This is a genomic window from Actinoplanes sp. NPDC026623 (assembly GCF_040638275.1).
GTDB lineage: Bacteria > Actinomycetota > Actinomycetes > Mycobacteriales > Micromonosporaceae > Actinoplanes.
In genome coordinates this window covers 16,149-31,305 of the sequence record NZ_JBEZXZ010000047.1, presented here as the reverse complement: position 1 = coordinate 31,305, position 15,157 = coordinate 16,149, and the positions used below count along the sequence as shown (strand labels likewise).

General features: G+C 71.4%; 13 protein-coding genes. All 13 read left to right on the top strand.

Annotation, left to right across the window (positions count from 1 at the left end; genetic code table 11):
- The 13 genes from AB0F10_RS16725 to sbnB all read left to right on the top strand — a co-directional run bounded on the left by AB0F10_RS16725 (position 1) and on the right by sbnB (position 15,143).
- Positions 1-2,598, top strand: a complete 2,598-nt coding sequence (locus tag AB0F10_RS16725; protein ID WP_360624899.1) for an AMP-binding protein — start codon at positions 1-3, stop codon at positions 2,596-2,598.
- On the top strand, positions 2,595-4,196 hold the full coding sequence (locus AB0F10_RS16720; protein ID WP_360624896.1) for a condensation domain-containing protein: 1,602 nt from the start codon (positions 2,595-2,597) through the stop codon (positions 4,194-4,196). The genes AB0F10_RS16725 and AB0F10_RS16720 overlap by 4 nt, the downstream gene beginning before the upstream one ends.
- Before the next feature lie 14 nt (positions 4,197-4,210).
- On the top strand, positions 4,211-5,440 hold the full coding sequence (locus AB0F10_RS16715; protein WP_360624893.1) for a condensation domain-containing protein: 1,230 nt from the start codon (positions 4,211-4,213) through the stop codon (positions 5,438-5,440).
- Positions 5,441-5,549: 109 nt separating this feature from the next.
- A complete protein-coding gene (locus AB0F10_RS16710; RefSeq protein ID WP_360624890.1) occupies positions 5,550-5,840 on the top strand; it encodes a phosphopantetheine-binding protein in 291 nt (96 codons plus the stop codon).
- On the top strand, positions 5,837-7,402 hold the full coding sequence (locus AB0F10_RS16705) for an amino acid adenylation domain-containing protein (RefSeq protein WP_360624887.1): 1,566 nt from the start codon (positions 5,837-5,839) through the stop codon (positions 7,400-7,402). The genes AB0F10_RS16710 and AB0F10_RS16705 overlap by 4 nt, the downstream gene beginning before the upstream one ends.
- 27 nt (positions 7,403-7,429) lie before the next feature.
- Positions 7,430-8,245 carry a thioesterase domain-containing protein gene (locus tag AB0F10_RS16700; RefSeq protein WP_360624884.1) on the top strand — a complete coding sequence of 272 codons (816 nt, stop codon included), beginning with the start codon at positions 7,430-7,432 and terminating at the stop codon, positions 8,243-8,245.
- 125 nt (positions 8,246-8,370) lie between these two features.
- The gene (locus AB0F10_RS16695; protein WP_360624881.1) at positions 8,371-10,248 is read left to right on the top strand and encodes an FAD/NAD(P)-binding protein; all 1,878 of its coding nucleotides are present in this window, start codon (positions 8,371-8,373) and stop codon (positions 10,246-10,248) included.
- Positions 10,245-11,825 (top strand): AMP-binding protein, encoded by a 1,581-nt coding sequence (locus AB0F10_RS16690; RefSeq protein WP_360624878.1) that lies wholly within the window; start codon positions 10,245-10,247, stop codon positions 11,823-11,825. The genes AB0F10_RS16695 and AB0F10_RS16690 overlap by 4 nt, the downstream gene beginning before the upstream one ends.
- 4 nt (positions 11,826-11,829) lie before the next feature.
- The gene (locus AB0F10_RS16685; protein WP_360624875.1) at positions 11,830-12,612 is read left to right on the top strand and encodes a hypothetical protein; all 783 of its coding nucleotides are present in this window, start codon (positions 11,830-11,832) and stop codon (positions 12,610-12,612) included.
- Between the two features lie 4 nt (positions 12,613-12,616).
- Positions 12,617-12,877, top strand: a complete 261-nt coding sequence (locus AB0F10_RS16680) for a phosphopantetheine-binding protein (protein WP_360624872.1) — start codon at positions 12,617-12,619, stop codon at positions 12,875-12,877.
- 91 nt (positions 12,878-12,968) lie between these two features.
- Positions 12,969-13,178, top strand: a complete 210-nt coding sequence (locus AB0F10_RS16675; protein WP_360624869.1) for an MbtH family NRPS accessory protein — start codon at positions 12,969-12,971, stop codon at positions 13,176-13,178.
- Positions 13,179-13,184: 6 nt separating this feature from the next.
- Positions 13,185-14,150: a 2,3-diaminopropionate biosynthesis protein SbnA gene (sbnA, locus tag AB0F10_RS16670; RefSeq protein WP_360624866.1), complete on the top strand. Its 966-nt coding sequence runs from the start codon at positions 13,185-13,187 to the stop codon at positions 14,148-14,150.
- Positions 14,151-14,159: 9 nt separating this feature from the next.
- Positions 14,160-15,143, top strand: a complete 984-nt coding sequence (sbnB, locus tag AB0F10_RS16665; protein WP_360624863.1) for a 2,3-diaminopropionate biosynthesis protein SbnB — start codon at positions 14,160-14,162, stop codon at positions 15,141-15,143.
- The last annotated feature ends 14 nt before the right edge of the window (positions 15,144-15,157 follow it).

Below are 15,157 nucleotides of genomic sequence, written 5' to 3'. Positions count from 1 at the left end.
ATGGTTGACGCACCCGAGCTGCCCCCGCCGGACTGGTTCGCCACCGATCGTCCCATTGTCTCGAGATCTGTTCCGGACCTGCTGGCGGCGGCCGCGGCGACCCACGGCGGGCGCCCGGCGCTGATGACGGCCGACGGCGTCGCCTACCGGCACGACGAGCTCGCTGCCGCGTCCGCCACGACGGCGGGATTCCTTCGCTCCGTGGGCGTCGGGCCGGGCACCGCGGTAGGGCTCCTGTGCGACCACCATCCCGAGGCCGTCCGATCGGTCATCGGGGTGCTGCGCGCGGGCGGCGTCTACGTGCCGGTCGACGGCCGCTGGCCGGCCGAGCGCATCGCCGCGGCGCTGCACCAGATGAACTGCCGGTCGCTGCTGGCCGATCGCTCGACCGCCCGGGCCGCCTATGAACTGCTCGACCGGGTGCCGAGTCTGACGTCGATCGTGTGCGTGGACGGGGGCTCGGACGCCTTCGACGATCCGGACCGTCTCACGATGACGGTGGGCCTGTGGAACGCGATCGCCGCGGACCCGGACGAGTACCGGGGCGCCGGGTTCAACCTGCGGCCGAAGAGCGCCACCTTCACCGAGGCGGAGATCCTCGCCTACCGCGACCACGTGGTCGCTCTGGTAGCCGCCGCGGGTGACGGCTGCCGGGTGCTCGAGATCGGATGTGGCAACGGCCTGATCGGCAAGGCCCTGATGGCCGCCGGCTTTGACTACGTCGGCGTTGATCCGTCGTCGGTGGCGGTCGCCGGGCTCACCGCCTGGGCCGCCGAGCACGACGTCAAAGCCACCATCCGGACGGGGTACGCCCACGAGCTCGGACCGGACGACGAGCCGTTCGACGTGGTCCTGGTCGCCAGCGCGGCCCAGTTCTTCCCGGGGCCACGGTACCTGGCCACCGTCGTCGGAGAGTGCCGCCGGGTGCTCCGCGACACCGGCCGGCTGGTGATCGCCGACGTCATCGACCCGATCAGCGGCGACAACCCCGACCTGTTCCGGATCCCGGTCCGGGCCTGGGAGTCCCTGGCCGGTGACGGCTTCGCTGGGGCCGAGATCCTGCGCCGATCCGGCGACCGCCTTCCCGACCTGCTCCAGCGGCGCTACGACGTGGTGCTGGCGGCGGGCGGATCCGACCGGGCCGCCGACCGGCCGGTGCTGGCCGGGCGGCCCCAGATCGAGGCGAGCACGCCGTGGAGCGGACCCGGCCCCGCACCCGCGGATGCGGCCTACTGCATCTTCACTTCCGGCTCGACCGGTCAGCCGAAGGGCGTTCTGGTCACCCATCATGCCGTGGCGAACCTGATCGACTGGGTCAACCGCGAGTTCGGGGTGGACGTCGGCGACCGTCTGCTGTTCGTGACGTCGTTCGCGTTCGACCTGTCGATTTACGACATGTTCGGCGTCCTCTCCGGCGGCGGCAGCATCCACCTGTTGCCGGACGCGGTGCTGGCCGAACCCGAGCGGGTGTACGACGTGCTGATGAGCGAGGGCATCACCTTCTGGGACTCGGCCCCCGCCGCCCTGTCGGTGGTGCTGACCGCGACCCGCGGCCGGGCCCCTGGTGGCCGCCCGGCACTGCGCCGGGTGTTCCTGTCCGGGGACTGGGTGCCGGTCAGCATGCCCGCCGAGATCCGTGACCGGTTCGGAGCGGCCACGACCGTGGTGGCCCTCGGCGGTGCGACCGAGGCCACGGTGTGGTCGAACGCCTTCGTGGTCGGTGAGCTCGATCCCAGCTGGCCGAGCATTCCGTACGGGCGGCCGATGCAGAACGCCCGCTATCACGTGCTGGACGAGCGGTGGGACCCGTGCCCCGTCGGTGCACCGGGGGACCTCTACATCGGAGGCGAGTGCCTGGCGTCGGCGTACGCGGGTGATCCGGCACTGACCGCGGCCAAGTTCATCCCGGATCCGTCACCGGACCGCGCCGGCCAGCGCTTGTACCGCACCGGCGACCGGGCCCGCTGGCTCGCCGACGGCAACCTGGAATTCCTCGGCCGGCTCGACGACCAGGTCAAGATCCGTGGTTACCGAATCGAACTCGGCGAGGTGCAGGCCGCGCTCGTCCGGCAGCCCGGCGTCCTGGACGCGGCGGTGGTCACCGCGGTGATCGGCGGGGACCGGGCGCTGTGCGCGTTCTATGTGGGTGGTGCCGATCCGGTGGACGAGGCCCGGCTGCGCTCCCGCCTGGCCGAGACCCTGCCGTCGTACATGATGCCGGCCCGGCTGACCGCGTTGCCGGCGCTGCCGGTCACGGCCAACGGCAAGGTCGACCGCGCGGCGCTGGCCGGCCTCGCGGCCCGCCCGCCGGCCATCGCGCCGGGCACACCACGGCAGGACCGGCCGGTCCCGGTCGAAGGTGATCCGGATGAGGTGGAGCTGACAGTGCGCGACGCCTGGGTCGAAGTCCTCGGCCCCGGCGCCGGGGCCGGCGGCGACTTCTTCCTGGCCGGCGGCGACTCGCTGACCGCGGCGCGGTTCGTCGCCCTGGTTAACGAGGACGCCGGCACCGCGCTGAAAGTCCGGGATGTGTTCGACCTCCTGACCCTCGACGCGCTCATCACGCGTGCCCGTGCCGGCGAGGCGGCCCTGCGGTGACCAGCAACGGACAGCGGGTCGATCACGCCGCACTCGTGCGCACGATCCAGTCGGTGTGGGCCACCGAGCTCGGGTCGCCGGCCGCGCCGGACGACGACTTCTTCACCGCCGGTGGCACGTCGCTGGCCGCCGCCCGGATCGTCGGGGCCCTGCGGGAGCAGGGCGTCGACACCGCGTTCACCGTGCTGATGCGCCACTCCACCCCGGCCCGGTTCGCCGCGGCCATCCTCGCCGGTGACGGTGCCGCGCGGACGAGCCTGCCACATCTGGAGGACGGCGCTGCTCCGCCGGTCACGGTCCAGCAGGAGACGATCTGGTTCCTGGAACAGCTGCGACCCGACAACATCGCGTACCAGAATCTCGCCGTTGTCGATCTGCCCGAGCGGGTCGACAGCGTGCGGCTGGCGGATGCGCTGACGACCCTCGCGGCGCGGCACAGCCTGCTGCGTACATCGTTCCCCGTCCGGCGGGGCCGCCCGGTTCTGCTCGAGCAGCCCGGCCCGGTGGTCCATTTCGACACCGCGGACCTGTCGGCGTTGGCCCCAGCCGAGCGTGACCGGTGGATCCGCGACCTGGGCGGCCGGCCCTTCGACCTGACGGAGCCCGGGCTGGTGCGGTGGACCCTCGCGGAACTCGGCGACGGCCGCCAGGCCCTGATCCTGGTCGAGCACCATTTCCTCCATGATGGATGGTCGCTGGGCCGGCTCATGACCGAGCTGGCCCACGTCTATCGCACCGGTTCGAGCGCCGGCCTGCCCGCGCTGCCGCACCGGTACGCCGACTACGCCGCCTGGCAACGGATGTGGCTGCACACCGACGACGCCGCGGTGTCGCGGAAGTTCTGGGTCGAGTTGCTGGCCGATCCGGTCGAGCCGCTGCGCCTGGGCGACGACGCGCGGCGCCCGGCCGACTTCTCGTTCACCGGTGACACCTACCACGATCGGCTGCCGGACGCGGTCGTGGCGGCCGCGGACAGCTACGCCCGGTCGCAGCGGACCACGAGTTTCGTCGTACTGATGGCCGCCTTCGCCGCGGTGGTCGGCGGCGTCAGCGGCAGCCCGGATTTCAACCTCGGCTCGATGCTGCGCAATCGCCGGGTCCCCGGCACCGAGGACATCCTCGGCATGTTCGTCACCACCATCGCGCTGCCGGTCCGCGGCTGGCCGGCCCGGACGATGCGGGACCTGACGGCGGAGCTGTCGGAGGCGCTCACCAGCGGTCTGGATCATCAGGAGATCCCGTTCCCGAGCGTGGCCCGCGAGCTGCCGGGTAGGCGGGACGGCTCGCGCAATCCGCACTTCCAGGTCTGCTTCTCCATGAACGACTACCCGGACCTGCGTCCCGCGTGGGGGCCGGGGCAACGGGCCGGCCTGCGGTTCCCGAGCAACGGCGGCGCCAAGTTCGACCTTGACGTCGTCCTGATGCCCGAGCCGCGGGGCTACCGGACACTGTGGCGGTTCTGCACGCCGCTGCTGACCGCGGAGCAGATCCGGAGCCTCGCCACCGTCTTCCACGCCGCGGTCCGGGCGCTCACCGGTTCACCGGATTCCCCGATCGCTGCCGTGCTCGGCGACGTCCTCCCCGGCGCAGTGCGGTGACCGGCCGGCCACGAGTGAGCTGGACGGCCATCGCCGCGACGTCCTTCCAGCGCGATTTCTGGTTCCTCGACCGGGTCACCCGCCGTCGGGGCACCTACAACGTCGCGGCGAGCATGCGCTGGCCGGTTCCGCCGGACATCGAGCTGGTGACCGCCATCGCCACGGAGATCGCCGGACGGCAACCGGCGCTGCGGACCCGGCTCGCCACCGCCGACGACGCGCTCTATGCCCTGGTCGGTGACCAGCCCGGCGCGCAACTCGACGTGACCGCCGTAAGCGCCCCGCCGGCGAGCTGGGACATGATGGTCACGGCGCTGGCCCGTGAACCCATCGATCCCCGCGCGGCCGGCACCGTACGGCTGCGGTTGATGTCGGCGGAGCCGGATCTGCCGGCGCCCTGCGAACCGCGGCTGTGCGCGGTCAGCCACCACGCGCTGATCGACGGCCGGTCGCTCGCCGCGTTCCTGGCCGAGGTGTGCCACACGGCGATCCACCCGAACCGCGGCGACGCGCCTCGCTTCGTGCCCGGCGCCAGCGCGGCCGCGCAGCTGGCCCATTTCCGCCGCCGTCACGATGACGATTTCACGTACTGGACGCGGCGGCTGCGGCCGACGGACCAGCCACCCGCTGCGCCGCACCGGCGGGACCCGCCGGCGGATCCGCTCGAGGCCGAGTCCGTCCAGGTACGCCTCGACCGCACGCAGCGGCAGGCGGTCGCCGACTTCGCCGCCGCGGAACGCAGCAGCGCCTTCATCGTCCTGATCGCGGCGTTCCTGGAGGCCCGGCGGCGCGGCGGGGACAGTGCGGACCTTGCCGTCGGCATCCCGGTCGACGGCCGGCCGGCGACCGTCGACCGCGGGGAGTTCGGCTGCTTCACCACCGTCCTGCCGATCCGCGTCAGCACCGCCGGCCCGGCCGCCGCCCACACCGTGGCGGCCATGCATGCCCGCCTTCGCGACACGTTCCTCGACGCGCTGGACCACGCCACGATCACCGTCCGGGACCTGCAGTCGATCGGCGGGCGGGCGGGTCTCACCGCGGCCTACCGCTCGATGGCCACCATGCTGACCTCCGCCGCTGACATCCGCCCCATCAGCAGCGGCACCAAGGTCGATCTCGCTTTGACGATGGTCGACCGGGACGGCGCCACGGACTGTCTCTTCGTGTACCGGCCGGGCGTGCTCGGCCGGGCCGAGGTCACCGGGCTCACCGGGACCTTCGTGCGGCTGCTGGCCGGCCTCTGACACCGGCGAGAACGCATCGGCCCAGGCCAGCAAAACCGGAGAGGCCGGACGACCGGGACGGTTGCGAGGATTGACGACTGGATACGGGAACGCGAGTTGAAGGAGCGGAATGACTGAATCCAGGGAACAGCTCGTCGACACCGTCTTCGCCGAGCCGGAGGGGGACGGGGAGCAGGCGGTCGCCCGGGTCATCGCCGAGGTGCTGGGCATCGACCGCGTCGGCCGGCTGGACAGCTTCTACGACTTCGGGGGGACGTCGCTCGCGGCCATCAAGGTCTGCGCGCGGCTCGAGCACGAACGTGGCTGGCGGGTGGATCCGGCGTGGCTGTTCACCAGCGACGTCGTCGCGGACTTCGCCCGCAAGGTGCAGTCCGAGGCAGCGCTGGCAGCCGAGACATGACCGGTCCGGTCGGCTTCCCGCCGACAATTCATGCAGCCGTCGCGGAACAGTCGGCGCGTGATCCTCGGGCGACGGCGCTGGTCTGGCAGGACAGCGAGATCAGCTACGGCATGCTCGAAACGGCCGCGAACGACTACGCCGCCGACCTGTCCGATCGCGGTGCCGGGCCCGGCCGGATCGTGCCGCTCCTCATGGATCGCTCGCCGGAGATGGTGGCGCTCCAGCTGGGGGTGCTCAAGACCGGTGCGGCCTATGCCAACCTCGATCCGAGCTGGCCGGTCGAGCGCCGGCGGGTGATCCTCGATCTCCTGGCGCCGGTGGTGGTCATCGCCCCACCCGGCCAGGAGACCGGCGGACACGCCAGTTGTCAGCCGGCGGCCGACGGCATCGACGGCGCGGTCCGGCGCGCACGGCCGTTCGACGCGGCACCGGTGCCGCCGGACGCGCCCGCGACGGTCTTCTTCACGTCCGGCACCACCGGCATCCCGAAGTGCGTGGTGTCGCCCCATCAGGCGGTGACTCGGTTCTTCGGAGAAGGCGGTCTCAGCGGTTTCGGTCCCGGTCACGCGACGCCGCAGATCGCGGCGCTGCCCTGGGACATGTACGCCTTCGAACTGTGGGGACAGCTCACCACCGGCGGCGCGGCCGTGCAGATCCCGGCGAACTATCTGCTCCCGAACACGCTGCGCCGGATCGTGGCGAAGCAGGGCGTCGATACGCTGTGGCTCACGACGTCGGTGTTCAACCTGCTCGTCGATGAGGATCCGCACTGCTTCACCGGCCTCGCCGGCGTGTACTTCGGTGGGGAGAAGGCGTCGCCGGAGCACGTCCGGAGCTTTCTGCTTCACCATCCCGGCATGCCGCTCTGGAACGCCTACGGCCCGGCCGAGAGCTGCATGATCACCACTCTTCGGCGGGTGGTGCCCCCCGACTGTGACCGGCCCGGCGGGCTGCCGGTCGGCACCCCGGTGCCGGGGACGGACGTGGCCGTGCTCGATGCCCTGGACCAGCGGTGCGCGCCCGGTCAGGAGGGCGAGATCTGCATCTCCGGCGCCGGCCTGGCCACCGGCTACCTGGGGCAACCGCAGCTGACCCTCGAGAAGTTCCCGTCCATCGACCTCGACGGGCCGGTCCGGATCTACCGGACCGGCGACATGGGGGTGTGGGATGACGACGGTGTCCTGCACTATCGCGGCCGGCGTGACCGCCAGATCAAGATCAGCGGACTGCGGATCGAGCTCGCCGAGATCGAGTCGGCGGCCGCCGAGCTGCCGGGCGCTCGCAGCTGTGTCGCGCTCGGGGTGAACGGCGCAGACGGCCGGCCCGAGCGGCTGGCGCTGGTGTATCTGACCCCGAGATCGGATGCGCCAGCGGAGACGCCTGACCCAAGCGAGGACGACCCACTCGGCGTGCACGCCCACCTGCGTCGGGTGTTGCCCGCCTACCTGGTGCCGCAGATCGTGCGGGGCCTGGCGGAATACCCGGTGACCGCCAACGGCAAGGTCGACCGTGCGGCGCTGCACGACATCGTGCGCCGATCGCGGCGGGCGGCCCGGCGATGACCGTCGCGCCGGTGGACCGGCCACTCGGTGCGGCTGGCGGAACCGCCAGTGGCTAGCGGCGCGGGCCGGACGTCCGGTCCGGCGCCCTCCGGAAGCTCGTGGTTCCCGTTCGGGACCGGAGACGACGCCCGGGTCCGCCTGGTGTGCCTGCCGCATGCCGGTGCCGGAGCAGGCTTCTACCGGAGCTGGGGCCGCGGCCTGCCGGCGTCGATAGCCGCCTGCCCGGTTCAGCCACCCGGCCGGGAGAAGCGGCGCTCGGAACAGCCGATGACCTCAGCCGGGGAGATCGTCCGGCTGCTCACGCCGGAGCTGATCAGGACGGTTCGGCCACCGTACGCGATATTCGGCCACAGCACCGGGGCGCCGTGCGCCTTCGAGGTCATCCGCGAGCTGCGCCGCCTGGGCGGACCACTGCCGGTGCACCTGTTCGTGGCGGGCCGGCGTGCCCCGGGCCTTCCGGTGATGAGGACAGAGCTCGCGGGCCTGCCGCCGAACGAACTGGCGGCGGTGCTGCGCAGGCTCGGCGGGACGCCCGAGGGTGTGCTGGCGAACCCGTACCTGCTCGCTCTGCTTCAGCCGCTGCTGGTCGCGGACTTCGCCGTCAACGAGGACTACGACTACCGGGCGGGGCCGCCTCTGCCGGTACCTATCACGGCTTTCGCCAGCACCAGCGACCATTTCGCGGATCCGGCTCAGGTCGCCGGCTGGCGGCAGGAGACCAGCGCCGGGTTCACGCAGCTCGTGCTGGAGGGTGGCCACTTCGCCATCTTCGAGCATTCCGCGGTGGTCTACGGGCGGCTGGCCGCCGACCTGGAGAAGGCGGCGGCAATCGCGGAGGTGTGACCGGCCGCCCGGCCTGCAATCGTCTGGGTACCGGCGCCGACACCGGTGTCAGGCCTCGCGGCACATGACGGCTTACTTGGAGGTCTGTGGTGAGTGAGCATGATGCGCCAGAGCAACGGGAAGCGGTGACTGTAGCGATCGTCGGTCTCGGCGTCCGGGGACTGAGCGTTCTGGAGCGTCTCGTCAGCCACGCCGTACTCGCCGGCCCGGCGGTGACGATGCGCGTGCACCTGGTCGACGCCCGCCCCGCGCAGCCCCGGCAGTACGACGTTCACCAGCCGGACTATCTGCTGCTCAATCACGCCTGCGCCCAGGTGTCGATGTTTCCCTGCGACCGGTCGGTGACCCGGGCACCGGCAATCAGCGGGCCCAGTCTGTTCGACTGGGCGCAGGAGCGGAACCTACGGGTGGCGGACGACGGTTTCACGGTGGGAAGCGTCGGGCGCCGGACAGCGCCGGACGACAACCTGCCGCGACGGGTCTTCGGCGAGTATCTACTCTGGTTCTACGAGCGCCTCCGCGCCATGGCGCCGGACAACCTTCGGCTGATCGACCATCTCTCCGAGGCCGCGGATGTCGTGCCCCGGGTCGGCGGCTCGGTTCTGCGGCTCGACAACGGTGACCACATCGAGGCGGACCACGTCTTCGTGACGGTCGGCCAGCGTCCCCAGCCCGCGTCGGACGCCGAGGACGGCTCTTCCGGCCGGCTGATCGGCATGCCCTACCCGCTGCCCGAGCAGTTCGCCTCCGTTCGGCCCACCGACACCGTCGCCATCGCGGGCCTCGGCCTGACGGCTGCCGACGCGATATTCGCCCTGACCGTGGGGCGGGGCGGCCGGTTCGACCGGTCGGTCTCGCCGGAGCGGTACGTGCCGAGCGGCCGCGAGCCGCGCATCGTGGTGTTCTCCCGCTCCGGTCTCCCGTACCGTGCTCGACCCACGCCCTCGTCGTTTGTCTCGTACGAGCCGGTCGCCCTCACCGGGGCGGCGATCGACCGGCTGCGGGCCCAGACACCGCGCCTGGACTTCGAGCGGGACGTCCTCCCGCTGCTCCTGCTCGAGCTGCGGGTGGCGTACCGCCGGGCGACGCTCCTGCAGGACGCCGGCCGGGAGGACGCCGAGGCTTTTCTCCTCGGCGCCCGCGCCGCCGCCGCCGAGGGGTGCCTTGCCACCTTCGCTGATCTGCCGGGGCCGGCGGAGTTCGACGCCGTTGCCGCGTACCACGGAATTCTGACGCCGGCCGGGGCGGAGCCCGCGGCCCGGGCCGACGCGCAGAGCTATCAGCGCTCGATCGAGTCCTGGCTGGCGGCCGACATAGCGCAGGCGGTCCGCGGATTCGAGGCGAGCCCCTTCAAGGCGGCGACCGAGACGGCCCGCGAGGTCCGGGACCTCCTGCGCTACGCGATCGAGTTCGGCGGGCTCACTGACGCCTCCTTGGATCGGTTCTACAGCTACCACGTGGAAGCGATCAACCGCCTGGTCATCGGGCCGGAGAAGGAGCGGGCCGGTGACATCCTGACCCTGTTGAGGTCCGGCACTGTCACCGCGCCGCTGGGCCCGGACCCGCTCGTGAGCTGGGACGGCGGCAGCCACACGTGGACCCTGTCCTCGACGGCGCTGGCGGTGCCCGGGACGATCAACGCGGACTGGCTCTACCGGGGATTCACCAACCGCCTCAGGTCGTTGGAGAGCGACCCGACCATCGTCGGTGCGATGGCGCGACGGGGCCTCGTCCGGCGCTATCGGCCGGAGAGCACAGTGGTGTCGTCCATCGATGTGGACGGAGACGGTCATCCCATCGGCGAGAGCGGTGAGCCCGCCGCCGGGATCTGGGTGTTCGGGCTGCTCTGCGAGGGCGCGACGTTCTATAACGGCTACCTCACCTCGCCCGGACGGTTCGAGCGCGCCCAGTTCGACGCCGATCGCGCGGTGGCCGAGCTCCTCGAGGAGGCCCGGCAGGAACGCCGGGCCATGAGTGCGGCCGAGGGGAGCGCGCAGCGATGATCATCGAGACCGGGTTGTGGGGAGGGCCGGCTCAGCCGCCCTGCGTCCTCGGGGAGTTCGAGCGCTCGGCCGGACTCCGGCCGGACGCGCTCGCCGTCACCGACTCGGAACACCGGCTGACCTATCGCGAGCTGGCCGACTGGATCGCCGGCATCTCCGCGGTGCTCCGGGAGGCGGGCATCGTGCCGGGTGACACTGTCGCCGTCACCGGGCCGCGCGGCGCCGCACTCGTGGCTGCGGCCTGGGCGGTCATCGGTGCGGGCGCCACGTACCTGCCGCTCGACAGCAACTTCCCACACAAACGGCTCGCCTACATGCTCGCCGAAAGCGGAGCCAAGCTGCTCCTGCAGGCAGGGCCGGAGCACGACGTGCCGGGGCCGAGACGGATCATGATTCCGGAGTGGAGCGGGATCGAGCGGACGGTCGGGTCCGGTCTGACCTTCGCCGCCTGCACGCCGGAGGCGCCCCTCTACGTCATCTACACGTCGGGGTCGACCGGGAATCCCAAAGGGGTGGCGGTCCCGCACAGCTGTATCGACAACATGGCGTACTGGCAGCGGCAGCACTCGTCCCGTCCGGACCTGCGGACGGCACAGTTCGCGCCGATGAACTTCGACATCTGGTTCCAGGAGGTGCTCAGCACGCTCTGCGGGGGCGGAACGCTCGTCATCATGCCCGAGGAGCTGCGGCAGGACCCGATCGAGTTGCTGGACTGGCTCGCGCACGAGCGGATCGAGCGGCTCTTCACGCCCTGCGTGGCGCTGCACATGCTGGCCACCGCGGCGTCGGCGGCCGCCTCGCTGGAGGATCTCACCCTCCGAGAGATCAACACCGCCGGTGAACAGCTCCTCTGCACACCGGCGATCAAAGAGTTCTTCGGCCGCCTGGCGAACTGCCGTCTCAACAACCACTACGGCCAGAGCGAATCGCACACGGTGTCGGTGCAAACCCTCGACGGGCCGAGCGGGGCCTGGCCCTCGCTGGCACCGATCGGCCTGCCGCTGCCGGGCTGCGAGGTCCTGCTGGACACCACCGAGCCCGATGGCCGGCCGGTCGGCGAGCTGCTCGTGGCCGGGTTGCCCGTCTCCCTCGGCTACCTGAACCAGCCGGAGCTGACCGCGCAGCGCTACGTGCAGGTGCCGCCGACCGCGTACGGGCACACCCGGGCCTTCCGGACCGGTGACCTGGCGAGCGTCGAGAACGGGGTGCTGCACTTCCTCGGCCGCATCGACGACGAGGTCAAGATCCGGGGCTTCCGGGTCAACCCGCTCGAGGTCGAGGCCTGCCTCGGCAAGCTGCCGGGGGTGGCGGAAGCCGTCTGCGTCCCGGTCAACCTGGGCGCCGGATCCCGGCAGCTGCGGGCCGCCGTGACGGTCGCGGCCGGCGAGCGGTTCGATGCTGTCACCTCGCTGGCCGCCCTCCGCGACGAGCTCCCATGGTTCTCGGTGCCCCCGTCCATCTCGGTGCTGCCGGCACTGCCCCGCAAGTCGAGCGGCAAGGCCGATCGAGCCGCTGTCGCGCGGCTGCTGGGCCCGGCCCGCCGACCGGCAGTCACCGTCGACGCAGAGGAGCGATGAGCCCTTGAACGAGAACCCTGTGCTCGTCCTGGACTTTCCGGGGCGCCGGCCCGAAGCCCACGTCAGCGAGATGCAGCTCGACCGGCACGGATTCACCTGTACGGAGGGGCTGACGTCGCCGATGCCGGTGGCGCTCACGACTCCCGCGTACGCCGGTGAGCTCAGCGCCCGGCAGCCGCTGGGTCGACCTCTCGCCATCATTGCCTACTGCGCCACCGCGCCCCTGGCCGTCGCCATGGCCGGGCTTCTCGCCGGTCCGGATCGGCCGGTGCCCATCGTGCTGCTCGATCCTCAGCGGACACCACCCGCCGAGTTCCTGCGCGAATATCGAGAGGTCGTCGGTCAGGTCGAGGGCCAGGCGGTGTCCGCGGAGCGGCCACCGCTGCTCGACGTCGAGCGACTGCTCGCCACCCCGGAGGTCCTGGTCGAGCGCATCGGTGTGGATCTGCGCCGGCGCGCTGAACTGGCGCTGGCGTCCTACGGTTTCACCGGGGCCGACGTCACCGGCCCGGTGGAGAGCCTGGTCGGCGTCTACGTCGAGTGGCTCACCTTTCTCGTGGCGGCTCACCACGACGAGCTGCGCCCTCCGCGTGGGCCGGTCCTGCAGGTGATCTCCCGAGGTCACCCGGTCGACGCCGGCTGGCTGGGCGCCACCGGCCTCCGCACCGTGCGCGTCTCCTGCGACCGGCCGGAGCTGGCCGTCAACGCGGAGGCGCGGGCCGCGATCGTCGACTTCCTGCACGAGCAGGCCCTCCCGGCGGCCGCCGGCCTGGGACATGAGGGGTAGGGACATGCACGCCGACCTCGTCACCGAGACCGAACTCGCCCTCGCCGGACTGTGGACCGAGATCCTGCAGGTCGACGACGTCGGGCGGTCCGACAACTTCTTCGACCTCGGCGGTGACTCGATGCTCGCCACCAGGCTGGTCCTCTCCGCCCGGCGCAACTGGAACGTCCAGTTCTCCGTCCGCGTACTTGTCGAATCGCCCGTGCTCAAGGACCTGGCCGACCGGATCGACGCGCTGGTCGCCGGGGCCGGGGCGAGCCGGTGAGCCGCCGGCAACGAGCAAGATGCCCGATCCCACCGGTAGCACGCACGCTCGGTGCGGATGTCCGGCACGCGACAACGAAATGAGGGTACTCGTGACCAACCCGTTCGAAGACGCCGATGCTCGCTATCAGGTCCTGGTGAACGGCGAAGCCCAGTACTCCCTGTGGCCCGTCGCCATCGCCTGCCCCGACGGCTGGACCGTCGTGCTCGACGACGAATCCCGCGCCGTCTGCCTCGCCTACATCGAGGAGCACTGGACGGACATGCGCCCGGCCAGCCTCGTCCGCGCCGACAATGGCTGAGGCGCGATGATCTATGACGCGACCTACGAGATAGTCACCGACGACATCTTCCTGGACATGGGCGGGTTCATCCCCGGTGTCGATCTGATCCTCAAGCTGGAAGGCCTGAACCCCGCCGGCTCGATCAAGCTGAAGACCGCCGTCGCGCTGATCGAGGACCTGATGACCAGGTTCGGCATCGGCTCCGGCGACCGCCTGATCGAATCCTCCTCGGGGAACCTCGGCATCGCGCTCGGCACCCTGTGCGCCACCCGGGGGATCAGCCTCACCATCGTCGCCGATCCGAACACCAACGCCGCCGCCATCTCCACGATGCGGGCCCAGGGCACCACTGTCGTGGTGGTCCAGGATCGGGATCCCAACGGCGGCTTCCTGCAGACCCGGATCGACTACATCCGGTCCCAGCTTCGGCAGGACCGGAAGCTGTTCTGGCCCAACCAGTACGCCAACCGAGCCAACAGCTCCGCTCACTACCGCTACACCGCGCGCAGCATCCTCCGGGAACTGCCCGAGGTCGGCGCCGTGGTGGTGGGGGTGAGTACCTCCGGAACGCTCATGGGCTGCCGGGAGTTCTTCCGCGAGAACCGCCCGGCCACCCGCGTCATCGCCGTCGACGCCGAAGGCTCGATCCTGTTCGGGGGCCGCGGCGCCCCACGCCTCATTCCCGGTCTGGGCGCGAGCCTCCGCCCGGGGTTGCTGGTCGACGACGGTGATTTCGAACGGGTCGTCGTGCCCGAGGTCGAGACCGTCGCGGCGTGTCACATGATGGCGCGCCGGTGCGGGCTGCTGGTCGGCGGTTCCACCGGCACGGTGCTCGCCGCGGTCCGCCGGCTGGCACCCACGTTCCGCAACGACAAGCCTGTGGTGGCCATCTCGCCGGACAACGGCGAGCGCTACGTCGACACCGTCTACTCGGAGAAGTGGGTGAAGGAGCACTTCCCGGGCATCGACTCGGTCCTGGCGCGCTGGTGAGGAGTCCGAATGTTTCAGGTCGTACCGCACGCGGTCGCCGCCGACGTGCTCGGCGGCTCCCGGGACGCCGTCCTGGCCGCGGTCGAGCAGGCGTACCTTGCCCACGACAAGGGTGACACCGTCAATCCGCCGAGCCATTTCCTGCGCTTCCCGGACCGGCCGGCCAACCGCATCATCGCCCTGCCCGCCTACCTGGGCGGCGAGGCCGGGATGCCGGGCATCAAGTGGATCAGCAGCTTCCCCGGCAACCACGAGCTCGGCCTGCCCCGGGCGTCGGCGGTGCTGCTGCTCAACGACGACCGCACCGGCCGGCCCGTCGCCTGCCTCGAGTCGGCGCATATCAGCGCCGCGCGGACTGCCGCCTCGGCCGCGCTGGCGGTGCGCACCCTCCGGCCGCGCGGCGGACCTGTCAGCCTCGGCTTCGTCGGCACGGGTGTGATCGCCGCGACGATCGCCGCCTACCTGCACCACACGGCGCTGCCGGTGACCCGGTTCGTCTGCCACGATCTGGTGACCGAGCGGTCTCAGCGGTTCGTCAGCGACGCGGAGAAGCACTGGCCCGGGCGCGGCGTTGCCGGCGAGCTGGAGGCCGCGCTCGGTTGCGACGTGGTCGTCCTGGCCACCACCGCGGGCCAGCCCTATCTGCCGGAGACGTTGCGGTTCCGGGCCGGACAGACCGTCCTCAACATCTCCCTGCGCGACATCCACCCGCGCACGCTGCTGGCCGCGCAGAACATCGTCGACGACGTGGACCACTGTCTCCGCGCGCGGACCTCCCCCCACCTGGCCGAGGAGTTGTCCGGCGGGCGCGAGTTCGTCACGGGGACCCTCGCCGACGTCCTGACCGGCCGGTGTGCGCCGGGGGAGCAGGAGCCGGTGGTGTTCTCGCCGTTCGGACTCGGCATCCTCGACATCGCCGTCGGCGCCGTCGTGCTGGAGCGCGCGGCGAACGATCCCCGCACCGTCGTGGTGCCGGGTTTTCTCGAGGACTGAGGCGCTGGGAGGGT